This window comes from Nonomuraea muscovyensis, from assembly GCF_014207745.1.
Classification (GTDB): Bacteria; Actinomycetota; Actinomycetes; order Streptosporangiales; family Streptosporangiaceae; genus Nonomuraea; species Nonomuraea muscovyensis.
Map to the genome: position 1 here is coordinate 750,840 of NZ_JACHJB010000004.1, position 21,889 is coordinate 772,728.

The 21,889-nt window shown below is 73.3% G+C and carries 19 protein-coding genes; 9 read left to right on the plus strand and 10 right to left on the minus strand.

Annotation, left to right across the window (positions count from 1 at the left end; genetic code table 11):
* The first annotated feature begins 54 nt into the window (after window positions 1-54).
* A complete protein-coding gene (locus FHU36_RS41220) occupies window positions 55-1,518 on the plus strand; it encodes a PucR family transcriptional regulator (protein ID WP_312892193.1) in 1,464 nt (487 codons plus the stop codon).
* 24 nt (window positions 1,519-1,542) lie between these two features.
* Here FHU36_RS41220 and FHU36_RS41225 read toward each other — a convergent pair whose 3' ends face one another.
* The 9 genes from FHU36_RS41225 to FHU36_RS41265 are packed head-to-tail and all read right to left on the minus strand — an operon-like array spanning window position 1,543 to window position 12,550.
* Window positions 1,543-2,424, minus strand: a complete 882-nt coding sequence (locus tag FHU36_RS41225; RefSeq protein WP_185089514.1) for an RpnC/YadD family protein — start codon at window positions 2,422-2,424, stop codon at window positions 1,543-1,545.
* A gap of 37 nt (window positions 2,425-2,461) precedes the next feature.
* Window positions 2,462-5,209 (minus strand): glycoside hydrolase family 38 N-terminal domain-containing protein, encoded by a 2,748-nt coding sequence (locus FHU36_RS41230; protein WP_185089515.1) that lies wholly within the window; start codon window positions 5,207-5,209, stop codon window positions 2,462-2,464.
* Window positions 5,206-6,294: a Gfo/Idh/MocA family protein gene (locus FHU36_RS41235; RefSeq protein ID WP_185089516.1), complete on the minus strand. Its 1,089-nt coding sequence runs from the start codon at window positions 6,292-6,294 to the stop codon at window positions 5,206-5,208. The genes FHU36_RS41230 and FHU36_RS41235 overlap by 4 nt, the downstream gene beginning before the upstream one ends.
* A gap of 13 nt (window positions 6,295-6,307) precedes the next feature.
* Window positions 6,308-7,195 (minus strand): TIM barrel protein, encoded by an 888-nt coding sequence (locus FHU36_RS41240; protein ID WP_221497405.1) that lies wholly within the window; start codon window positions 7,193-7,195, stop codon window positions 6,308-6,310.
* The gene (locus tag FHU36_RS41245) at window positions 7,192-8,379 is read right to left on the minus strand and encodes a CehA/McbA family metallohydrolase (RefSeq protein WP_185089517.1); all 1,188 of its coding nucleotides are present in this window, start codon (window positions 8,377-8,379) and stop codon (window positions 7,192-7,194) included. The genes FHU36_RS41240 and FHU36_RS41245 overlap by 4 nt, the downstream gene beginning before the upstream one ends.
* A complete protein-coding gene (locus tag FHU36_RS41250; RefSeq protein WP_185089518.1) occupies window positions 8,376-9,446 on the minus strand; it encodes an ABC transporter ATP-binding protein in 1,071 nt (356 codons plus the stop codon). The genes FHU36_RS41245 and FHU36_RS41250 overlap by 4 nt, the downstream gene beginning before the upstream one ends.
* Window positions 9,446-10,264, minus strand: coding sequence for a carbohydrate ABC transporter permease (locus FHU36_RS41255; RefSeq protein ID WP_185089519.1), 819 nt, complete (start codon window positions 10,262-10,264; stop codon window positions 9,446-9,448). Before FHU36_RS41255 ends, FHU36_RS41250 begins: the two co-directional genes overlap by 1 nt.
* Entirely contained in the window at window positions 10,261-11,187 is a 927-nt protein-coding gene (locus FHU36_RS41260; RefSeq protein WP_185089520.1) for a carbohydrate ABC transporter permease, read from the minus strand. The genes FHU36_RS41255 and FHU36_RS41260 overlap by 4 nt, the downstream gene beginning before the upstream one ends.
* On the minus strand, window positions 11,162-12,550 hold the full coding sequence (locus tag FHU36_RS41265; RefSeq protein WP_185089521.1) for an extracellular solute-binding protein: 1,389 nt from the start codon (window positions 12,548-12,550) through the stop codon (window positions 11,162-11,164). Before FHU36_RS41265 ends, FHU36_RS41260 begins: the two co-directional genes overlap by 26 nt.
* 232 nt (window positions 12,551-12,782) lie before the next feature.
* Between FHU36_RS41265 and iolC the strand changes: the two genes are divergently transcribed.
* The 6 genes from iolC (at window position 12,783) to FHU36_RS41295 (ending at window position 19,536) form a co-directional block, all read left to right on the plus strand.
* Complete coding sequence (gene iolC, locus FHU36_RS41270) at window positions 12,783-13,706, plus strand: 5-dehydro-2-deoxygluconokinase (protein WP_185089522.1); 924 nt, start codon at window positions 12,783-12,785, stop codon at window positions 13,704-13,706.
* The gene (locus FHU36_RS41275; RefSeq protein ID WP_185089523.1) at window positions 13,703-14,644 is read left to right on the plus strand and encodes a Cgl0159 family (beta/alpha)8-fold protein; all 942 of its coding nucleotides are present in this window, start codon (window positions 13,703-13,705) and stop codon (window positions 14,642-14,644) included. Before iolC ends, FHU36_RS41275 begins: the two co-directional genes overlap by 4 nt.
* Window positions 14,644-15,507 carry a 5-deoxy-glucuronate isomerase gene (gene iolB / locus FHU36_RS41280; RefSeq protein WP_185089524.1) on the plus strand — a complete coding sequence of 288 codons (864 nt, stop codon included), beginning with the start codon at window positions 14,644-14,646 and terminating at the stop codon, window positions 15,505-15,507. Before FHU36_RS41275 ends, iolB begins: the two co-directional genes overlap by 1 nt.
* On the plus strand, window positions 15,504-17,381 hold the full coding sequence (gene iolD, locus FHU36_RS41285; protein WP_221497310.1) for a 3D-(3,5/4)-trihydroxycyclohexane-1,2-dione acylhydrolase (decyclizing): 1,878 nt from the start codon (window positions 15,504-15,506) through the stop codon (window positions 17,379-17,381). The genes iolB and iolD overlap by 4 nt, the downstream gene beginning before the upstream one ends.
* Window positions 17,382-17,703: 322 nt before the next feature.
* On the plus strand, window positions 17,704-18,756 hold the full coding sequence (locus FHU36_RS41290) for an AI-2E family transporter (protein ID WP_185089525.1): 1,053 nt from the start codon (window positions 17,704-17,706) through the stop codon (window positions 18,754-18,756).
* 414 nt (window positions 18,757-19,170) lie between these two features.
* On the plus strand, window positions 19,171-19,536 hold the full coding sequence (locus tag FHU36_RS41295) for an HAD family hydrolase (RefSeq protein ID WP_185089526.1): 366 nt from the start codon (window positions 19,171-19,173) through the stop codon (window positions 19,534-19,536).
* Window positions 19,537-19,558: 22 nt separating this feature from the next.
* Here the strand turns inward: FHU36_RS41295 and FHU36_RS41300 are convergent, their stop codons facing one another.
* Window positions 19,559-20,113: a DivIVA domain-containing protein gene (locus FHU36_RS41300; protein WP_312892195.1), complete on the minus strand. Its 555-nt coding sequence runs from the start codon at window positions 20,111-20,113 to the stop codon at window positions 19,559-19,561.
* Window positions 20,114-20,198: 85 nt separating this feature from the next.
* On the opposite strand from FHU36_RS41300, the gene FHU36_RS41305 reads away from it, so the two are divergent.
* Entirely contained in the window at window positions 20,199-20,927 is a 729-nt protein-coding gene (locus FHU36_RS41305; RefSeq protein WP_185089528.1) for an ABC transporter ATP-binding protein, read from the plus strand.
* A complete protein-coding gene (locus tag FHU36_RS41310) occupies window positions 20,924-21,595 on the plus strand; it encodes a hypothetical protein (RefSeq protein WP_185089529.1) in 672 nt (223 codons plus the stop codon). Before FHU36_RS41305 ends, FHU36_RS41310 begins: the two co-directional genes overlap by 4 nt.
* Window positions 21,596-21,889 lie beyond the last annotated feature (294 nt).

A 21,889-nucleotide genomic window follows, 5' to 3' on the forward strand; every position in this document is an offset into this window, starting at 1 on the left:
CAAGCCTCTGACCTGCGACAATTGTCCACACCACGAACCGTTACGGTGTGTGTTGTGGCTGACCACAAGGTGACGGTCGAGGACCTCCTGCGTTCCCCTGCCCTGCAGCTGCGCCTGCTGGCCGGGGAGGCGGGGCTCGGGCGGTCGGTGTCCTGGGCGCACGTGAGCGAGCTGGACGACCCGACCCCGTGGCTGCTCGGGGCCGAGGTGATCATGACGACGGGCATCGGCGTGCCGCGCTCCGCCGCCCGGCAGCGCGCCTACCTCGAACGGCTGGACGACGCCGGGGTGTCGGCTCTCGCGCTGTCCGCGCACCTGCACACGCCGCCGCTGCACCCGGCCTTCTTCGCCGCAGCCGAGGAGCGCGGCATGCCGGTGCTGGAGGTGCCGCTGGCTGTGCCGTTCATCGCCATCGCGCAGGAGGTCGCCGCGGCGGTGCAGGAGGACGCCCGGCACCGGCTGGGCGCGCAGTTGCAGGTGTTCGGCGCGCTGCGGTGGCTGGCGGCCGAGGCGCTCGACGCGGCCACGCTGTTCAAGCGGCTGGAGCGGCTGTCGGGCTACGCGGTCTACCTGTGCACGCCCCAGGGGCGTCCGCTGCTGCCCGGTGTGCCGGTGCCGCCCTCGCCGGACGTGCTGCCGTCGGAGCCGGACGCGCCGCCGACCGTCCCCGGCGGGTTCGTCCTGGCGGTGCCGGCGCCGGGCGGGCCGGCCGGTTTCCTGGTGGCGTTCGAGCGGGAGGGCGCCCGCCCGGCGGGGCTGGCCGTGGTGCAGCACATCGCCACCGTGGCCGCCCTACAGGTCGCCATGGCCCGCCACGAGCGCGAGACGCTCCGCCGCGAGGGCGCCGAGACGCTGGCCGAACTCCTCCAGGACGTCCTCGACCCGCCCGCCGCCCGCCGCCGCCTGGCCCGGCACGGCCTCCCGCTCGACGCGGGCACCGTGCTGCTGGTGGTGCGCGACGTCGCGGACGACGCCCTGCGCCGGGCCCTGGACGACCACCCGCACCTCGTGCTGCGCCGCGGCGACGGCCACTACGTGCTGGGCGGCCCAGCGCTGGCCCCGGCCGTCGCCGCCGTGCCGGGAGTGGCAGCGGGGATGAGCCGCCCCTTCCCGCCGGGCGAGTCGATGCGGGTCGCCCAGCGCGAGGCCGTCTGGGCGGCGACCCGGGCCGCGGAGTCAGGCCGGGCGATGGTGCACTACGGCGACGACACCACCGGCCGCTGGCTGCCCGACGATCCGGCCGTCCTCGCGGCCCTGGTGCGCGCCGTGCTCGGCGAGGTGCTGGCCTACGACGAGGCCCACGACTCGCACCTGCTCACCTCGGCCCGCACCTGGATGGAACGCGACCGCCGCACGGACGACGCGGCGACGGCCCTGCACATCCACCCCAACACGCTGGCCTACCGGCTGCGCCGCTTCGCCGCCCTCACGGGCCGCGACCTGTCGTCGAGCGCCGCCTTCGCCGAGGTCTGGCTGGCCATCCAGGCCGCCCGCAGCCTCGGCCTCCACGACCAGTGACGGCTCCGCCCGGTCGTCAACGACCTAGGCGAAAAGCTCCTCCACCGACTCGACGGCGGGCGCCCGCAGGACCCACTTCCGCAGAACGTCCAGGTCGGTGGTGGACATGATGCGCGCCCGGTCCGCCTCGGTCAGCGGAACCCGCCGGTGGTCGAGCAGCAGCAGCACGGCCTCCGCCTCGCCCTCGGCCTTCCCCTCGGTCTTCCCCTCGGCTCTTCCCTCGGCCTTGAGGCTGCGTGCGTACTCGCCCTGGTAGAGGTGCGTCTGGGTGGCCATGAGTCGCTCCATCTCCTTCTGAGCATCGTCTCTCAGCGACACGAGGACGTACTCAGCGTAACGTGTGGCGATCGGAAGGTCGACGGATGCCAGTGCCTCGGTCAGGGTGGCGAGGATGGCGTTGACCTGCGGGTCGTAGTTGTGGGTGATCGCCGAGACAGCGGCGAGGCCGATGTTGCCGATGGCCTCCGCGACGTCGGTGATGACGGGCGTGTTGTCGGGGCCGATCACGAGAGGCGTCAGTGTCAGCCCCGGGTGTCCGGTCTCGATGGGAGTGGCCGCCCACCTGGCCGTGGCCCGGTCGGGGCAGATCACCACCAGGCAGACCGGACACTGGTCGCGGGCCCTCAGGTTGGCGATGTAGGCCGGCCAGGAGAAGCGTTTCGCCTTGGACGGCCGCAGTTGAACCTCGGCGATGACGCCGAGTCTGGCCTCGGCGCCGTCGCCGTAGAGCAGGGCCGCGTCCGCCCGGTACTCGACCGGTACGCACTCGGACAGGTCGCACGAGACCACCTTGGCCTCGGCCGATTCGGGGATGGGCAGATCGAAGAGGGCACGCAGCATGTGCGCGGTGTGCTCGGGCACGAGCGTAGTGATCTTGACCAGCCCCTCATGGAGGGGGGTAACCATGGCCGAGATATTACTCTACGCGAGCACGCCGCAACGCTCAGTCGGCGAGTTGGACGGTGGCGATCTCCCAGGGGTTCAGGGGGAGGCGGAGGGTTCCGCCGGTGACCGGCAGGGCGGTGCCGGCGCGGCCCCGGAGGTCGGCGTGGCAGGCCCGGGTGAAGGGGCCGGTGATGACCGCTTCCGTGGCCGTCGGGGTGAGGGCCACGACGCGGAGCTCGCGCCGGTCGTCGCGCATCCGCAGCGAGGTCATGACCACGCCGTCGCCCGTCACCGACAGGCCAGCCGCCGGCGGGGGCAGGGGCAGCGACGGATCGCCCGCGCCGGGGACCGGCAGCAGGTCGTGCCGGAACGTCTCCGCCGCCGGCGGCACCGCGGACCAGGTCCCGCTGTACGGCATGAGCGCCAGGTCCACCGAGCGCGGGCCGCGCGACTGGGCGGCGGGTGTGGGCAGCTGGGGGCCGGCGGGCTCGGGACGCAGCGCGTGTCGGTTGCGCGACAGGTAGCCGACCGAGCGGAGCAGGGTGAGCGCCAGTTCGCGGCCCTCCTCCACCAGCTCGTACTCGGTGACGTGCTCCAGCAGCGCCGCCACTCCCCCGGCGGCCACCCACGAGGCGGCCGGGAACGTGGGCAGCGGCTCCTCGCCGCACCCGCCCTCGGCGGTCAGGCCGCGGGTGACGACCGCGAACTGGCCCTCGGCGTGGGAGGCGGTCGCCTGTTCGGGCAGCGGCACGTGCAGGCGGACCCGGTGGTCGGCGCAGCGGTTGTCGAAGGCGACGCGCAGCCGGACGAACGGCTCGTCCGCCCGCAGCTCGACCCTGGTGTCGACGACGATCTCCTCGGTGGCGTCCGTCCTGGCCGCGGCGGGCAGCTCGGGGGTGCCCTCGATCCCGGCGCCGGCCGCCGGCCAGCGGTAGACGCGGCGCACGTCGAGAGCGGCCACGAGCGGGCCGGAGCAGACGAGGTCCACCTCGACGCTCTCGGGTTCGCCGACGAGCCGGTCGGTGGCCGGTGGGACGTGGTTGTAGGTGTCGCCGACGTCGCCGCCGTCGACGATCCGGCCCGCGCCGGTGAGCGTCACGCCGTCGGCGCCGGTCAGCGAGAGCGTCCCGTCGGCCGCCACCTCGACTCGCAGCAGGCCGTTGTCGAGCACCTGCCCGTCCGCCCGGACCGGGATGATCGCCCTGAAGTCGGCGGGCCGGGGCGCGGTGGCGCCGCCGGCGGTGGCGCGGCCGTGGACGCCGTCGTCCGGGGCCGGGCGCAGGCTCGTGTGGCCGAGCGGCGGCACCTCGACGAGCGCGGCGACCGTGCGGCGCGGCTCGGCGACGATCCGCACCCGGGTCACCCCGTCGAGCCTGCCGCGCAGCTCCGTCACCGTGAACGCGGCCGCGGTCTCGCGGGCCACGGTGAAGGTCAGCACGCCGTCCTCGACGGACCAGCCGGTGATCTGCTGGCCGTACAGCTCGGTGCCGTGAATGAACGTCAGCGCCGTGGCCGGGTCCATCTCCTCGTCCAGCAGCAGGGTCGGCGCGTACTCCAGCGGCTGGAGGGGCACGGCGTCGCCCGCGGCGTCCACCAGCGGGTCGTGCCCGGCGACGTCGACGAGGACCACGCTCCGCCGGGCGGCGGGCGTCGGGTTCACCACGAGCACGCCGTCGGAGGGCACGGCGGCGGCCAGCCTGGCGGTCACCATGTCGCGGACGGCCTGCCCCAGGTGCTCGGCCTCGGCGATGCGGGCGGCGACCTGCTGGGCGGTGTCGTCCACGCCGCAGCCGGTGACGGAGTCGTGGCCGCTGGCGTCGACCAGCCGCCACCAGGCCATGTCGAGGAAACGGCCGGGCCACTCCTCGCCCCAGAGCGCGGCGAGCGGCTCGGCGTACCGTTCGACCATGCGCTCGGCGCGGCCCATGGCCTGCTTGACGTGCGCGCGGACGGAGATGACGCCGGGCAGGATGTTCGCGCGGGCGTGGGAGCGCAGCTCTCCGGTGACGCGCGGCAGGCCGTCCACGGCCCCGCCCTGACCGTTCGCCGCGATGTATCCGGACAGGGTGTCCATGCGGGCGCCGATCGCGGCCACCATGCCCGGCAGGCCGCGCACCGGCGCCGAGTGGTCGGTGCCGTACATCGCGAGCAGCGGCCCCTCCGGGCCGTGCCACCGGCGCATCCGCCCGGTGAACTCCGCCGCCCGCTCGGCCAGCCGTCCCGGCTCCTCGAACAGGTGGGCGCCGTTGCCGTAACCGCCCGCCGGGAGGTATTGGGCGCGCACGGCGGTCCCGTCGGGCGCCACCCAGGCGAAGACGTCGGTCACCACGGCCGACGGCACCCCACGGTAGACGCAGGCGTGCAGCAGCCCGGCCTTGCGCAGGATCTGCGGCATCTGCGCCGTGTGGCCGAACATGTCGGGCAGGTAGCCGACCGGCATGGCCCCGCCGAGCTTGTCGGCCCGGTCCATGCCCAGTTCGAGGTTGCGGACGATGTTCTCGCCCGAGCACAGGAACTCGTCCAGCAGGATCTGCCACGGCCCCACCGCGAGCCGTCCCGACTCGACCAGCGCGGCGATCCGGTCACGCTGCTCGGGCCGGACCTCCAGGTAGTCGTCCACGCAGGCGAGCTGCCCGTCGAGGGTGAAGTGGTAGGCGGGCTCGCGCTCCATCGTGTCGAGCACCTCGTCCAGCAGCGCCACCAGCCGCAGCCGGAAGCGCTGGAACGGCTCGTACCACTCGCGGTCCCAGTGCGTGTGCGGGACGACGACGATCTCGGCGGGCCTTTCGGTCTGCTCGGCGCTCACGCGGCTTCCCCTCCGATGGGCAGGTCGTGCTGTACGGCGTAACGGGCGGCCACGCGCTGGGCCGTGACGATGTCCTCCAGGGCGCCGGCCAGGCAGGTGAGCGGCGGCTTGCCGTCGGTGACGAAGGCGTGGAAGGCGGCGAGCTGCGTCTCGAACGCCTCGGTCACGTCACGCCACTCGGTGCGGCTCTCCCCGCCGGAGCCCGGGGACACGACGGTCAGGGTCGTGGGCGCGTTCATCAGGTAGGGCGCGGGGAAGGCCAGCTCCAGCGTGCCCCGGTCGTGGTGGATCGCCACGGTCTCGCGGTAGGCGGGGTAGTCCTCCAGGTAGTGCCAGCGGATGGAGAACCGCCCGGCGGCGGGCAGCGGGCCCGAGACCTCGACCGAGCCCGGCCCGGCCCCCCACGTCTCCACGTGGGAGATCTCGACGGGCGACCCGGTGAACCTCCGCAGCAGCGACAGGTCGTGGCAGATCGACCCGAGCGCCACCGCGTACAGCGCCCGCACCGGCTGCGGCGCGGACTCGCCGAGAGCCCGGGAGACGAGGGCGTCCTCGGCCGCCCGCAGCGAGGCGAGCAGGCCGGAGTCGACGTCGCGGGCCTGGGTGAGGTTGGCGAAGGCGAGCTGGGACTCCCCGCTCGGATGCAGCACGGTCACCTCGACCGACCTGACGGCGGCGGGGCCGCCCAGCTCGGCCAGCAGCTCCTCGGCCCGGCGCACGGCCGGGTCGTACTGCTTCATGTAGCCGACCATGAGCCGGCCGGCCGGCAGCGCGGCCGCCTCGGCGCGGGTCAGCGCGAGCGGCTTCTCGCACAGCACGGCGTACCCGGCGGCGAGTGCCTGCCGTACCGGCTCGCCGTGGGAGCCGGAGGCGAGGACGAGCACGGCGTCGAACCCGCCGGCGGCCAGCATCGGCTCCAGGGCGGTGTACCGGCCGGCCACGCCCAGCCGGTCGCCCACGGCCTCGGCGAGCGCGCGCGACAGGTCGCAGACGGCGGTCACCTCGAACAGGTCGCGGCGGCGCGACAGCAGCGGCACGTAGACCGCCTGCGTGACGGCGCCGCACCCGAGCAGCGCGATCTTCACAGCGAGCTCCTCATCACAGTCCCAGCTCTTTCAGCTTGTCGCGGTTGGCGGCCTGGTCGGCGATGTTCCGCTCGACGGAGCGGCGGCCCGGCAGCGTGTCCTGCTCGATGACGACCCACCCCTGGTAGCCGGTGTCGCGCAGCGCGGCGACCACGCCCGGCAGGTCCAGCTCGCCCTCGCCGAGTGGGGCGAACCCGCCGCGGCCCATGAGCTCGCGCAGGTCGGCCCCGTCGGCGAGCGCCTGGTCGAGGATCTTGGTGTCGCCGTCCTTGACGTGCACGTGGCCGACGCGGCCCGCCCAGTCGCGCAGGGCGGTGACGGGGTCGCCGCCGGCGAGCAGCAGGTGGCCGGTGTCGAGGCAGAGCGGCACGTCGGTCAGCTCCAGGAGCCGTTCGACGTCCTGCGGCGTCTCGACGTAGGTGCCGAGGTGGTGGTGGAAGACGGGCTCGAAGCCGCGCTCGCGGCAGCGGTCTGCGGTCTCCTGCACGCGGGCGGCGTACCCGGCCCAGTCGCCGGGGGCGAGCCCGGGAGCGTTCCCGCCGGGGCGGGCGAAGCGCTCGGGCGACCCGGAGCAGCCGAGCGTCGGGCGCGGCGCGAACGGCCCGTCCGCGGCGGGCGCCGCCGCGAACACGTCCAGGGTGGCGTCCAGCTCGGGCAGCTTGGCCCGGAAGCCGTCGGGGTCGCCGTAGGGCAGGTCGGCCCAGCCGCCGGCGAGCAGCAGCCCGCCCAGCCGGCCCGCCAGGTCGGTGGCGGTGCCGAGGTAGCCGATCGGGCCGAGGTCGATGCCGTCGTAGCCGGCGCCGGCGATGGCGGCGACCATCTCGGCGGCCGTCAGCGGCGGCGGGGCGTCGCTCAGCTCGAAGACGCCGAAGCTGACCGGAGCGTTGGCGACCTTGATCATGCGCACAGCGCCATCACCTCGTTCTCGTGGGTTTCCAGACGGTGCCGTCCCTCCCCGGCCGGCACCAGCACCCGGTCGCCGCGGATCACCTGGCGGGCGCCGCCGGGGCGCACCAGGACCAGACCGTCGGCGTCCAGGGCGAGCAGTTCGTCGCCGAGCCTGACGAGCAGTGGCGCGTCGGGCCCGGCCGAGATGGCGGTCCGGCCCGCCGCGACCGCGCCGAAGGCGGCGCCGGGGTCCTCGGCCAGCACCCAGGTGGTGGGCGAGCCGGGCAGCCCGTCGGAGCCCTCGCGGTGGAAGTCGCTGGCGCCGATCGCGACCAGGTCGTCGCGCCAGGCGTCCGCCCAGGCCAGCGGGGCGCCCCAGCGGCGGTCCCACCAGCCGGAGTGCCAGACCTCGGCCACCCGGGGGCGTTCGGCGAGCGGCTGCAGCCAGGCGCAGTCGCCGCCCAGCGGGTGGTTGATCGACATCAGGCCGCCGTGGTCGTGGGCGTGCCGCAGCCAGGAGTCGGCGCTCTCGCGGAAGTCGACCCAGCCGACGTCACCGAAGACGTTGGCGTGGCCGCGGTCGGTGGTGACCTCCTGGCCGGGCAGCAGCGCGATGCCGCGGTCCAGCGCGGCCAGCTCGGGGTGGTGGCTGACGGTGTTGTGGTCGGTGACGGCCAGGAAGTCCAGGCCGCGGCCCCTGGCCAGCGCGGCCAGCTCGCCGACGGTCAGCGTGCCGTCGCTGTGCAGGGTGTGCGCGTGGAAGTCCCCGGCGTACCAGCGCAGGCCGTCGAGGGCGGGGATGTCGCGGCGCGGCGGCCGCTCGGCGGCTGGCGGCTCGGCGACGGCCGGCCGTTCGGGGGCCGCGGTCTCGGCGCGGATGTCCAGCGTGTAGTCGAGGCCCTGGGGCGGCACCCGGTGCAGCCGCAGCCACACGTGCCAGGTGCCCGGTTCGACGGGCCCCGGCAGGTATCCGGGCGTCGCCCAGTCCTCGGTGATCGTGTAGGTGTCGCGGGCCCCGCCGGACCAGCCGCGGAACCCTTGAGGGGAGGCGCAGCCCAGGTCGAGCACGCCCTGCGCGCGGTCGTAGCCGAGCCGCACCGTCACGGCCGCGGCGCCCGGCGGCACCTCGAAGGCCACCTCGCGCAGCATCCGCTCCAGCCGGTCGTCCAGGCTCCAGTGGCCCCGGATCACCGTCATCCCGCCACCAGCTCGCCGTCGCGGTAGACGAGCGCCCGGTCGCGGCGGGGCACCGCCCAGCCCTGGTCGCCGATGGCCGGCTCGCGGCCCTCGGGCACGATGGCCTGCACCATCACGTCGTTGACGTCGAGCGTCACCAGGTGGGAGGCGCCCAGGTTCTCCATGATCACCACCTTGCCGCCGAGCGCGTCGGCGGCGGGCTCGGCCGCGTAGGCGTTGTACTCGGGCCGCACGCCGTACACGATCTTCTCGCCGTCGGCCAGCAGCCCCTCCGCCGACGTGGGGACGGGCAGCGCGCACCCGGCCACCTCCAGCGTGCCACCGTGCGCGACGCCGTCGAGGAGGTTCATGGGGGTGGAGCCGATGAAGCCGGCCACGAACGTGTTGGCGGGCCGCTGGAACACCTCGGCGGGGGTGCCGATCTGCCGGATGTGCCCGGCCTCCATGACGGCCATCCGGTCGGCCATGGCCAGCGCCTCGGCCTGGTCGTGGGTGACGAACACGGTGGTGACGCCCAGCTCGCGCTGCAGCTTCTTGAGGAACGTGCGCGCCTCCAGGCGCAGCCGGGCGTCCAGGTTGGACAGCGGCTCGTCGAACAGGAACGCCTGGGCCTGCGTCGCCATGACGCGGGCCAGCGCGACGCGCTGCTGCTGGCCGCCGGACAGCTGGCCGGGGCGGCGGTCCATGAGGTGCTCCAGGCCGAGCCGGGCGCCGACCTCGGCGGCCTTGGCCTGCCGGGTGGTCTTGGCGACCTTCTTGATGCGCAGCGGGTAGGCGATGTTGTCGGTGACGTCCATGTGCGGGAACAGCGCGTAGTCCTGGAAGACCATGGCGACGTCCCGGCCGCCCGGCTGCACGCCGGTCACGTCGCGCTCGCCGATGACGACCGAGCCGCCGGTGGCGGTCTCCAGCCCGGCGATCGTGCGCAGCAGCGTCGTCTTGCCGCACCCGGAGGGGCCGAGCAGGGCGAAGAACTCGCCGTCGGGGATGACCAGGTCGAGCGCGTCGAGCGCCCGCACCCCGCCCGGGTAGACCTTGGTCAGGCCTCGCAGTTCGATGGCGGCCATTAGCGCTTGATCCCTCCGTGGAAGCGGAAGCCGTACTTCTTGCTGACGATCAGATACATGACCACCACGGGCACCGAGTAGAGCAGGCCGAACGTGGACAGCAGGCGCAGGTTGGCCTGACCGCCCTCGGTGTACAGGGTGTACATGATCACCGCGGCGGGCTGCTTCTCGACGTCCCGCAGCAGCAGGAACGGCATGAGGAAGTTGCCCCACACGTTGGCCACGGACCACACCGCGATCGTCGCCAGGCCGGGCCGCACCAGGGGGACGACGACGTGGCGGACGATCTGCAGCGGGGTGGCCCCGAAGACGCGCGCCGACTCCTCGTACGACTTGGGGGTGGCGTCCATGAAGTCCTTGAGCATGAAGATCGCCGCCGGCAGCAGGCCACCCGACAGGATGAGGATGAGCCCGAACTGCGAGTCGATGAGCTGTAGATCCACGGCGAGCTGGAACAGCGGCACCATGGCCGCCGTGCCGGTGATGATGGACGACAGCAGCAGCAGGACGTACAGCAGCACGTCGCGGCCCGGCAGGTGCACCCGGCTGAGCGCGTACGCGGCCAGCGCGGCCAGCAGCACCACGAGCAGGGCCGTGCCGACCGACAGCACCAGCGAGTTGTACAGCGACGGCAGCGCGTACGGGTGCTCCAGGATCGTCTGGAAGTTCTCCCAGGTGAAGTCCGGCACCGACACCTTGTACGTCGGGTCGGTGGTGAGCGGCGCCGACGCCAGCCACAGCAGCGGCAGCGTGAAGAACGCCAGCAGCACCGCGACCAGCGTCGAGAAGCCGATCCGGCCGAGCACGAACCGCGTCATCGCTTACTCCTGAGCAGGCGCAGGTAGAACACCGCCACGACCAGGTTGATCAGCAGGATGATCGTGGAGATGGCCGCCCCGTAGCCGAGCGAGCCGTTGCGCACCGCCTCGTTGTAGACGTGCACGGCCAGCACCTCCGACTTGCCGTCGGGTCCGCCCGCGGTGAGCATGAACGGCGAGAAGTCGTTGAACGTCCACAGGCTGATCAGCAGCAGGTTGGTCAGGACGTGCCCCCTGATGTGCGGGAAGACGACGTCCCGGAGCTGCTGCCAGTTGGACGCACCGGCCAGGCGGGCGCTCTCCAGGTGGGAGGGCGGCACGTTGCCGAGGGCGGCGGCGTACAGCATCATCGAGAAGGCGGTGCCGCGCCAGATGTTGAAGACGATGATGGACAGCATCGGGTGGTCGAGGAGCCAGGCGAAGTCGGTCAGGCCGAGCACCGCGTTGAGCGTCCCGTCGCGGGGGTCGAGCAGCGCCACCCACAGGAACGCCACCACCGCGCTGGGCAGGATCCAGGCGAGGATGACGATGCCCTCGACGATCCGGCGCAGCGGGCCGCGCCGGTCGCGCAGCACCCAGGCGATGGTGAAGCCGAGCACGGCCTGGCCGATCACCGCCGAGCCGGCGACGAACTCCACGGTCAGCCAGGTCGAGTTCCAGAACCTGGGGTTGGCCAGCGCGGTGAGGAAGTTGTCGATGCCGACGACCTTGGGGTCGGCCGCGGCGATCCCGGTCAGCCGGTAGTTGGTGATCCCCAGGTAGAGCACCCACAGCGCCGGGAACACCAGGAACACCGCGATGAGCGCCAGCGCGGGCGCGGTGAAGGCGCCCGCGCGCAGCCTGCCCAGGCCCGCCGCGTCCTCGCTGTAGCGGCGGGCCGGCTGCTCCTCGGTGGTGTCAGGAAGCGATGTTGCCTGCGCCACCGACGATTCCTTCGAGCTTCTTCTGGTAGTCGGCCGCCGCCTGGTCGGGCGTCGTGCCGCCGACCACGGCGGAGGTGGCCTCCTGCAGCGCCACCGACACCTGCGGGTAGACGGCGACGGGCGGGCGGTAGGCCGTCAGCGGCAGCACCTTCTCGGAGATGAACGTCAGCAGCGGGTCGCCGGCGAGCAGTTCCTTGTTGACGTCGGTGCGCGGGGTGACGCGCACGCTGCCGTTCTTGGCCTCCTCCTTCAGCGCCTCCGGCGACAGGGTGAAGGCCAGCAGTTCGAACGCCTCCTTGGGGTGCTTGCTGTGCGGGTTGACCGTGCGCAGCGCGCCGCCGGACATGCTGACGAAGTCCTGGCCGCGGATGCCCTTGCCCGGCTCGATCGCGGGGATGAGAGCGTAGCCGACGCTCTGATCGCGGTCGTCCATCTTGGCGATGCCGTCCTTGGGGTTGACGACGCCGCGCCAGAAGTAGTCACCCTCCATGAGGATGCCGACCTCGCCCTCGGCGAAGCGCTGGAACGACTTGTCGCGGCCCTTGGCGTCCTGCTGGAGCCTGGGGTCGCCGAGCCCGCCGCCGTAGATCTTCTGGTAGAGGCCGAGCGCGTCCTTGAGCGGCTGGGAGGCGCCGGTCCACTTGCCGTCCTTCTGCACCTCGCCGCCCGCGCCCGCCAGCAGGGGCAGCACGCCCTGCATGGAGGTGGCCTCGCCCATCGCGGTGCCGGCGTTGATCTGGATGGGCACCGGAACGCCCGCTGCCTTGAGCTTGGCGCCGGCGTCGAGCACCTCCTGCCAGCTCTTCGGCTGCCAGTCGGCGGGCAGTCCGGCCTTGGCGAAGACCGGCTTGCTGAAGTAGAGGACCCGGCCGTCGGTGCCGACGGGCAGCGCGTACTTCTTGCCCTCGTAGGTGGCCATGCCCTGCACGGCCTCGGGGATCTGCTGCCAGCCGTCCCAGGAGTCGGCCTCCGGGCCGACCAGCTCCGACAGCGGCTTGATGTATCCGGCCTGGGCGAACTCGCCGGCCCAGATCCCGTCGATGTCGATCACGTCCGCGCCCTTGCCCGACTTCAGGTCGAGGGAGAGCTTGGTCTTGTACTGCTCGTCGTCGACACCGCTGGGGACGAACTTGACCTTGACGTCCTTGCCCTTGGCCTTCTGGGCCTCCTCGAACTTGGGGATCACCCAGTTGGCGATGAACTCCGCGGCCGCGGCGTTCTTGCCGCCCGCGATGGCGTTCTGGGCGATCGTGAGCTCGATCGTGTCCCCGCCGCCTCCCGATGACTGGCCGCAGGCGGCCAGGGCCAGCCCGGACGCGGCCAGGACCGCAGTGAAACCTAACGACCGCTTCCGCACTCCCATGCGTACCCTCCGACTGTTCTCTTACGGAGCAAACGCCAATATGTCATGACATTCATATGTCGTAAAGGCCTGGCTATATTTCAGGAACGTGTCGGACCGGTGACCGGCGGGAGTCGCGGCCCCCTACCCGGCCCGTGCCCGGCGATGTGTCGCACCCCGAGCAAACGATAACGGACATGCTAATGTCAGGACATTACGTCGTACTGGGGGACCAGAGCCCTCTGGAGGTGCGTTGTTCGACCTGATCACGATCGGACGCTGCGGCGTCGACGTCTACCCGCTCCAGACCGGCGTGGGGCTCGCCCACGTCGAGTCCTTCGGCAAGTTCCTCGGCGGCAGCCCCACGAACGTCGCCGTGGCGGCGGCCCGCCACGGCCTGCGCTCGGCGGTGATCACCGCCACCGGCGCGGACCCCTTCGGTGAGTACGTCAAGCAGGCGATCCGCGGATTCGGCGTCGACGACTCCTTCGTGGCCACGGTCGACGGACCGGCCACCCCGGTCACCTTCTGCGAGATCTTCCCGCCCGACCACTTCCCGCTCTACTTCTACCGCGGCGAGCATCCACCCGACCTCCAGGTGAGCGCGCAGTCGCTCGACCTCGCCGCGATCCGCGACGCCCGGGTGTTCTGGTTCACCGCGACCGGCCTCAGCCAGGAACCCAGCCGCTCCGCCCACGCCGCCGCGCTCGCCGCGCGCACCTCCGGCTGGACCGTCTTCGACCTGGACTACCGGCCCATGCTGTGGGAGTCGGCCGAGGCGGGCCGGCACTGGGTGCGCGAGATGCTCCCGCACGCGAACGTGGCCGTCGGCAACCTCGACGAGGTGGACAACGCCGTCGGCACCCGCGACCCCGAGGCCGCCGCGCAGGCGCTGCTCGACGCCGGGATGCGGGTGGCGATCGTGAAGATGGGGCCCGAGGGCGTGCTGGCGCGCAGCGCCACGGAGAGCGTGGTGGCCGAGCCGGTCAAGGTCGAGGTGGTCAACGGCATCGGCGCGGGTGACGCGTTCGGCGGCGCGGTCTGCCTCGGGCTGGTGCGGGGCTGGTCGCTGGAGCGCACGATCCGCTTCGCCAACGCGGCGGGCGCGTTCGTCGCCTCCCGCCTGGCCTGCGCCGACGCCATGCCGACGACGGACGAGGTGCAGGCGCTGCTATGAACGAGACGACCCTGCCCCCGGCGCCCGCCTCGGGCGCCGCCCGGCACCCCTCCCCCGCCGCCACCTCCTACGAGCACCTCACCCGCATCCGCGCCACCAACCCCGGCGGCATCGCCGAGGCGGCCGCCCGGCGGCAACGGCGCGAGCTGCCCGGCGACGGCGACCGGCTGCTCGTCATCGCCGCCGACCACCCGGCCCGGGGCGCGCTGGCCGTGCGCGACCGGCCGCTGGCCATGGCCAGCCGCACCGACCTGCTCGACCGGCTGCGCATGGCGCTGGGCCGGCCCGGCGTCGACGGCATCCTCGCCACACCCGACGTGCTGGAGGACCTGCTGCTGCTCGGGGCGCTGGAGGGCAAGCTGGCCTTCGGCTCGATGAACCGGGGCGGCCTGCAGGGCGCGGTGTTCGAGGCGGACGACCGGTTCACCGGCTACGACGCGGCCACGATCGACGCGATGGGCCTCGACGGCGGCAAGATGCTCTGCCGCATCGACCCGGCCGACCCGGGGACGGCCTCGACGCTGGAGTCGTGCGCGCACGCGGTGACCGACCTGGCCCGCAGGCGGCTCGTCGCCATGGTCGAGCCGTTCTGGTCGCGCCGCTCCGGCGCCGGGACGCTGCGCAACGACCTGTCACCCGACGCCGTCATCAAGGCCATCAGCATCGCCCAGGCGCTCGGCGTCACCTCCGCCTACACCTGGCTGAAGATCCCGGCGGTCGCCGAGATGGAGCGGGTCATGGCGGCCACCACGCTGCCCGCCCTGCTCCTGGGCGGCGACCCGCCCGACATCGACACCGCCTACGCCGACTGGGGCCGGGCGCTGCGGCTTCCCGGGGTGCGCGGGCTCGTGGTCGGGCGCGCGTTGCTCTACCCTCCCGACGACGACGTCGCCGCGGCCGTGGACGGCGCGGCCGCCCTGGTTCGAGAGGTTCAGTGATGACATACCTTCCGTACGGCAAGGCCGCAGCCGATCCCTGGTCGGTGGAGATCACCCCCGAGACGGCGGGCTGGACCTACTCCGGCCTGCGGGTGGTGGAGCTGGACGGCGCGCCGGTGTCGTTCGGCACCGGCGAGGAGGAGATGGTGATCCTGCCGCTGGCGGGCTCCTGCACCGTCCGGTGCGCTCCTTCCTCCGGTTCGCCTGACGAGACGGTCGGGTGGGAGTTGCGGGGCAGGGAGTCGGTGTTCGACAGCCCCTCCGATTTCGCCTATGTCCCGATTGCTTCCCAGGTGACGCTGGAGGGCCGGGGCCGCATCGCGCTGCCGGCCGCCAGGGCCACCCGCCGGCTCGAACCCCGCTACGTGCCCGCCTCCGAGGTGCCCGTGGAGATCCGGGGCGCCGGGCAGGCCACCCGCCAGGTGAACAACTTCTGCGCCCCCGGCGTCTTCGACTGCGACAAGCTCGTGGCCGTCGAGGTGCTCACCCCCGGCGGCAACTGGTCCTCCTATCCCCCGCACAAGCACGACACCGCCGGCGAGGGCGAGGCGGTGCTGGAGGAGATCTACTACTTCGAGGTCGCCGGAGAGGGCATGGGCTACCAGCGGGTCTACTCCTCCGAGCGGGGCCGCATCGACACCCTCGCCGAGGTGACCTCCGGCGACGTGGTGCTCGTCCCCTACGGCTACCACGGCCCGTCCATGGCCACGCCCGGCTACGACATGTACTACCTGAACGTCCTGGCCGGCCCCGCCGAGGAGCGCACCATGGCCTTCTGCGACGACCCCCGCCACGCCTGGATCCGCTCCTCCTGGGAGGACCAGGCCCCCGACCCCAGGCTGCCGTTCGGGAGGACCCGATGACGATGACGACCCGGTTGACCGTCGCCCAGGCCGTCGTCCGGTTCCTGGCCGCGCAGTGGACCGAACGCGACGGCGCCGAGCACCGCTTCTTCGGCGGCTGTCTCGGCATCTTCGGCCACGGCAACGTGGCCGGCCTCGGCCAGGCGCTGGCCACCTCCCCCGGCGACCTGCCCTACCGCCTGGCCCGCAACGAGCAGGCGATGGTGCACACCGCCGCCGCCTACGCCCGCGCCGCCAACCGCCTGTCGACGCTGGCCTGCACCACCTCGATCGGGCCCGGCGCGACCAACATGGTGACCGGAGCGGCCGGGGCGACGATCAACCGGCTGCCGGTGCTGCTGCTGCCCGGTGACGTGTTCTCCACCCGCGTGGCCAACCCGGTGCTGCAGGAGCTGGAGGACCCGCGCTCCTACGACGTTTCGGTGAACGACTGCTTCCGGCCGGTCTCCCGCTACTGGGACCGGATCAACCGGCCCGAGCAGCTTCCCGCCGCGCTGCTCGCCGCCATGCGGGTGCTCACCGACCCGGCCGAGACGGGCGCGGTGACGCTGGCCCTGCCGCAGGACGTGCAGGCAGAGGCGTGGGACTGGCCGGAGGAGCTGTTCGCCCGGCGCGTCTGGCACATCGCCCGGCCGCGCCCCGAACGGGCCTCCGTCGCCCGCGCCGCCGAGCTGGTCAGGTCGGCCCGGCGGCCGCTGATCATCGCCGGGGGCGGGGTGCTCTACAGCGAGGCCACCGACGCCCTGGGCGCCTTCGCCGAGACGCACGGCGTCCCGGTCGCCGAGACGCAGGCGGGCAAGGGGGCGCTGCCGCACGGCCACCCTCTGGCGGTCGGCGCGGTCGGCGCGACCGGCACGACCGCCGCCAACGCGCTCGCCCGCGAGGCCGACGTCGTCATCGGCGTCGGCACCCGCTACAGCGACTTCACCACGGCCTCCCGATCGCTGTTCGCGGCGGACACCCGGTTCGTCAACCTCAACGTCACCGGCTTCGACGCGGCCAAGCTGTCCGGCGTGCAGCTCGTCGCCGACGCCCGCGAGGGCCTGGCCGACCTGTCGCAGGCGTGCGCGGGCTGGGCCGCACCCGACGCCCACCGGGCCAGGGCCGCCGAGCTGAACCGCGCCTGGGACTCCGCCGTGGACGCCGCCTACGCCGCCGACGCCGCCGGCGGCTCGCCCCTGCCGCAGCCGGCCGTCATCGGCGCCGTCAACGCCGCCGCGGGCGATGACGGCGTGGTGGTGTGCGCGGCCGGCTCCATGCCCGGCGACCTGCACAAGCTCTGGCGGCCCAGCGGGCCGGGCAGCTACCACGTCGAGTACGGCTACTCGTGCATGGGCTACGAGATCGCCGGCGGGCTCGGCATCAAGCTGGCGGCGCCCGAGCGCGAGGTGTTCGTCATGGTGGGCGACGGGTCCTACCTGATGATGGCCCAGGAACTCGTCACGGCCGTCGCCGAGCGCGTCAAGCTGGTCGTCGTGCTGGTCGACAACTCGGGGTTCGCCTCGATCGGCAACCTCTCCGAGAGCGTCGGCGCCGAACGGCTGGGCACCTCCTACGCCTACCGCGGCGGCGGCCGCTACGACGGCGGGCCGCTCCCCGTGGACCTCGCCGCCAACGCCGCCAGCCTGGGCGCCTCGGTGTTGCGGGCCGACTCGCTGGACGGCCTGCGCAAGGCCCTCGAGACCGCCCGCGCCGCCACCGAGACCACGGTGATCTACGTCAGGACCGACCCGACGGTCTCGGCGCCCTCGTCCGAGGCGTGGTGGGACGTGCCGGTGGCGGAGCTGTCCACCACCGACGCGGGCCGGGAGTCCCGGCAGGCGTACGAGGCGGGCAAGAAGGAACAGCGCCACCACCTCACCCCGCCAGGCTGACCACCTCCACGGTGCCCGGGCGGCGTCACGGCGGCCCGCCGCCACCCGGTCAGCGGGCGTCTTCCTGGAGGCCCCCCGCCCCGTGCGGCGGGTGGCGGTGCCGGCGGCCGTGCCGTACGGGAGGGATGTACGACGGGAAGACGCGTCACACGGCACGGTGCGGCGGGAAGACGCGTGACACGGCCAGGTGCGGCGGGAAGACCCGCGGCACCGTCCGGCGTGTACGGCAGGGTACGGCTGGAAGACCCGCGGCGCCGTCCGGGGTGTACGGCAGGGTACGGCGGGAAGGCTGCTCACCAGACACGACGTCGGGAGGGCCGGGATGAGGGCGTGGCGGGCGCTCGGATGGATCGCGATCATCGCGGTCGGGCTGTTCCTGTTCCAGGTCCTGCGCACCGTGGTCATCTCGGTCATCGTCGGCGTGTTCATCACCGCGCTGCTGCTGCCGCCCGCCCGGTGGCTGATGCGGCGGGGGCTCAACCGGGCGCTGGCCACCGCCGTGGTCTTCGTGAGCGGGCTGCTCGTGGGCGGGGCGTTCATCGCGCTGCTCGTGCCGCCCACCATCGCCAGCGTCTCCGATCTGAGCGCCAGCCTCGGCAAGGCCGTCACCGACCTCAACAGCCTCGCCGCCGGGTTCGGCCTCAACGGCGCGGCGGTGGTCGATCAGGTCGGCGACTACCTGTCGAAGCAGGGCCAGACGATCGCCACCGGGGCGCTCACCGGCGTGCGGACCGCGGGCGAGATCCTCGTCGGGACCGTGCTGGCCCTCATCCTGGCGGTGTACTTCGTGCACGGCGGTGACCGGTTGTTCCGGTGGCTGGTCGAGCTGACCCCCGTCCAGGCGAGGCGAACCCTCGTCGACAGCGGTGAGCTGATCTTCACGGTCATCGGCCGCTACATCCGTGGCGTGGCGCTCGTGGGGCTGGTCGACGGCTTCTTCATCGGGCTGGCGCTGTGGATCATGGGGGTGCCGCTCGCGCTGCCGCTGGCCGTGCTGACGTTCGTGGGGTCGTTCCTGCCGGTCGTCGGGGCGTTCGCCGCGGGGTTGCTGGCCGCGGTGGTGGCGTTCGTGGCCAAGGGCTGGCTGGTCGCGCTGATCGTTGTGGCGGTGACCGTGCTGGTGCAGCAGCTCGAGGGGCACGTGCTGGCCCCCCAGATCTACGGCCGGGCGCTCGACCTGCCCGGCGCGGTGATCATCCTGGCCATCGCCGTGGGCAGCCTGGTCGCCGGCATCATCGGTGCGTTCCTCGCGGCGCCCGTCACGTCGGTGGTCGTGGCCCTGCTCCACCGCAACGTCACGGCGGCAGAGGGAGCTCCAGCTCCAGCTCGTGCCGGTCCGGGATCCCATCCGCCTGCGAAGGAATCCCCGGCTTGAGCTGCCGCGCCCGGTCCACCCCGTGCCGCCGCCCAGCGGACCGCGTGGAGCAGCCTGCGGCCGACGTCCCTGCCGGGGACGACCGCGTCCAGCGTGACGACCTCGACGGACCCGTCGCCCTCGGCGTAGGTGACGACTCCGGCGCCTCACCCTCGAACGCGACCAACCCGGGCAGCGCGCTCGCGTCGACAAGCTCGCCCCGCCCGTACGCCACCGGCCTCGACCTGATCCTGCCGGGGCGGGGCGAGCGGCTGCTCGACGGCCACGTCCGCCACGAGTTCGCCGTGCAGACCGAGGCGCCGGTCGCTACCGCGAGGTCCTCGCCGAGTCGCTGCGCCGCGCCTGCGCCGAGACCGGGACGGCGCTCCGGCCGGACGACGCGTCCGTGCCGGCCGCCACGCCGGTCTCCCCGAGGTGCGCGAGGAGCTGACCATGCTGCGGGCCGCCGGGTGGCGCCTGGCACTGCTCACCAACTGCGACCGCGACCTGATCGCCGAGACGCGGCGACGGCTGGAGGTGCCGTTCGACGCGGTGGTGACCGCCGCGAACGTGGGCGCCTGCAAACCGGCCGACGCGCACTGCACCGCGTACCGGGAGTCGTTCGAGCCGGATCGGTGGGTGCACACCGCACAGAGCAACGTCCACGACATCGTGCCCGCCCACCGGCCGGACATCCGCCGCGGGTGGATCAACCGCCGGGCCGAGCGGCCCACCGACCCGGCGATCGTGCAGGACGAGCTGCCCGCCCTGCACGGCCTCCTGAACGTCCTCGGCCCCTGACCGCGCGCCCGCCCGCGTGGCGTCAGCCGCGCTGGTCCAGGACGTCGGCGATGCCCGCGAGGAAGGCGTCCACGTCGGCGATGAGGTAGCCCGACCGCAGCAGCACGGTCGAGAACCTCGCCTCACGCACCTCCTTGGCCGTCACCGGATAGTCCGTCGTGCCGCGCAGCGTGGCCACGATCCGGTCGAGGAAGGCGTCCACCTCGTCCTCGTTGTAGCCGGTGCCCATCCGGCCGGGCCGGAACGCCACCCGTTCGACCCGCGCCGCCTGGGTCTCGAACCACTCCTCGCGTAGCATGTCGCCGGTCGGTTCGGCCATCGCCAGCCGCATCGGCGCGGTGGCCTTCGTCTCCAGCGCCACGACGAACGCCTCCAGCGCGAAGTCCACGGCCGTCTCGTGGTAGCCGCCGCGCTTGGCCCGGAACGTGGCCCTGCGCACGTCGTCGGCCGTGACCGGCTCCAGGTCGCGCGCCCCCCGGCCCAGCGTCGACTCGATCCGCCCGATGAGGGCGTCGACCTCGGCCGGGTCGTAGCCTGAACGCATACCCATGACGCGCGGAAAGCGGTTCAAGCCCACTCCTTCGGGGTTGTGCCGGGGGGTTCGTCTCTATTGTGGGGTTCTTTATCGTGACAATGCGAGTCGTGCTCTACGGTTACCGCACATGCGGCTCTCACAGGTCTCGTTCCGCTACCGAAGGCGTGAGCGTTATGTCATCCGGGAGGCGGAGGCCGGCCTCAACCCCGGTGACGTGATCGAGCTGGCCGGGGCGAACGGCGCCGGCAAGTCGACGCTGCTGCGTCTGCTGGCCGGGCTCACCCCGCCCACCTCGGGAACGGTGACGGACCGGCCGGCCGTCGTGGGCTTCGCCCCCGACCGTTTCCCCGCCGGGCAGCCGTTCACCGTGGCCGGCTACCTGCGGCACATGTCCCGGGTCCGCGGCGGCGCCCGCTGGGAGCCGTGGGCGGAGCGCCTGAACATGACACACCTGCTGAACGTGCGGCTGCGGGAGTTGTCCAAGGGCAGCGCGCACAAGGTGGGGCTCGCCCAGGCGCTGATGGCCGAGCCGGGGCTGCTCATCCTCGACGAGCCGTTCGCCGGGCTGGACCGGGACACCCGCGACGAACTGCCCTCGATCGCGGCGGAGGTCGCCGCCCGGGGCGGCATCGTCGTGGCCAGCGACCACCAGGGCGGCCTACGCGACCATGCCGCGCTGCGCCACTGGACGCTGCGGGACGGCCGCCTCGCCGAGGTCGCCGCCCCCGGCGGGCCGCGCGAGGATCACGTGACCGTGGAGGTGCGGGTGCCGGCGGGCGAGCTGCGGGCTTTCCTGGACAGGGTCCGCGACGAGAGGTACCCGGCCCGCGCCGTGACCCCGGAGGAGGTCGGATGATCGCCCTGGTGGTCTTCCGCGTCACCGCCTACCTGCGCTCCCACCGAGCCTTCCAGGCCCTGCTCCCCGTGCTGGCCGTGCTCGCGATCGTGCACGGCAACAGCGCGCCCGTGGGTTCCGAGGCGACCGCGCTGGCGGACTCGGCCGTGCTCGTCCTGCCGTTCCTGGCCTGGGCCGCGAGGAGCGTTCTCGACACCGAGCCCGACCAGCAGCGGGTCATCTCCGCCACCGGTGCCGGCGGCGGAGCGCGTGAGGTCGTGGCGGGGTTGCTGGCCGCTCTGACGGCGTGCGTGGCGTTCGCGGCGCTGGCGTTCGGGTGGGGCCTGACGCTGGGGCTGTCGGCCCTTCCCTCCCCGGCGGTCACCGGGGCCGCCGCCACGCTGCACGTCCTCGCCGCCCTGGCCGGTGTCGTCCTGGGCGCTCTCACCAGCCGCGTGATCGTCCCGTCGCCGGCGCTCTCGATCATGGGATTGCTCGCCGGCTATCTGGCGATGCTGCTGGTCAGCGCCTCACCGCTGTACTGGCTGACGGTGCCGGTGACGGCCTGGATCAAGGCCGCCACCGCCGGCGACCTGCCCGCCCGACTGCCCGCGCTGGCCACCGTCTCGCTGGTGTGGTGTGTCGCCGGCCTCGCCGCGTACGCCGCCCTGCGCCGCACCCGTCCGTGACATACGGCCGGTCACTCGGACGGATCACTCCAGCAGGTCGCTTCGCAGCGGAGCAGATCACTCCGACCGGCCACCCCCCACCGGACCAGGCACTACGGCCAGTCACTTCCCGCCGAAGCGGGCACTCCGGCGGCCCACTCCGACCGATCGCTCACGCCGGACCAGGTCATTCCAGCAGGTCACTCCAGCAGACCACTCCGGGCCGGGTGCCCCGGGGCGGGCCGGGTGCCTCGCTCCGGGCCGGGTGCCCCGGGGCGGGCCGGGTGCCCCGGGGCGGGCCGGGTGCCCCGGGGC

What these genes read in the sequence shown, in the direction of transcription:
- FHU36_RS41225 (WP_185089514.1), bottom strand. Translation starts at nt 2,424, where the DNA reads ATGGTTACCCCCCTCCATGAGGGGCTGGTCAAGATCACTACGCTCGTG.
- FHU36_RS41240 (WP_221497405.1), bottom strand. Translation starts at nt 7,195, where the DNA reads ATGATCAAGGTCGCCAACGCTCCGGTCAGCTTCGGCGTCTTCGAGCTG.
- FHU36_RS41245 (WP_185089517.1), bottom strand. Translation starts at nt 8,379, where the DNA reads ATGACGGTGATCCGGGGCCACTGGAGCCTGGACGACCGGCTGGAGCGG.
- FHU36_RS41250 (WP_185089518.1), bottom strand. Translation starts at nt 9,446, where the DNA reads ATGGCCGCCATCGAACTGCGAGGCCTGACCAAGGTCTACCCGGGCGGG.
- FHU36_RS41255 (WP_185089519.1), bottom strand. Translation starts at nt 10,264, where the DNA reads ATGACGCGGTTCGTGCTCGGCCGGATCGGCTTCTCGACGCTGGTCGCG.
- FHU36_RS41265 (WP_185089521.1), bottom strand. Translation starts at nt 12,550, where the DNA reads ATGGGAGTGCGGAAGCGGTCGTTAGGTTTCACTGCGGTCCTGGCCGCG.
- FHU36_RS41275 (WP_185089523.1), top strand. Translation starts at nt 13,703, where the DNA reads ATGAACGAGACGACCCTGCCCCCGGCGCCCGCCTCGGGCGCCGCCCGG.
- iolB (WP_185089524.1), top strand. Translation starts at nt 14,644, where the DNA reads ATGACATACCTTCCGTACGGCAAGGCCGCAGCCGATCCCTGGTCGGTG.
- iolD (WP_221497310.1), top strand. Translation starts at nt 15,504, where the DNA reads ATGACGATGACGACCCGGTTGACCGTCGCCCAGGCCGTCGTCCGGTTC.
- FHU36_RS41290 (WP_185089525.1), top strand. Translation starts at nt 17,704, where the DNA reads ATGAGGGCGTGGCGGGCGCTCGGATGGATCGCGATCATCGCGGTCGGG.
- FHU36_RS41305 (WP_185089528.1), top strand. Translation starts at nt 20,199, where the DNA reads ATGCGGCTCTCACAGGTCTCGTTCCGCTACCGAAGGCGTGAGCGTTAT.
- FHU36_RS41310 (WP_185089529.1), top strand. Translation starts at nt 20,924, where the DNA reads ATGATCGCCCTGGTGGTCTTCCGCGTCACCGCCTACCTGCGCTCCCAC.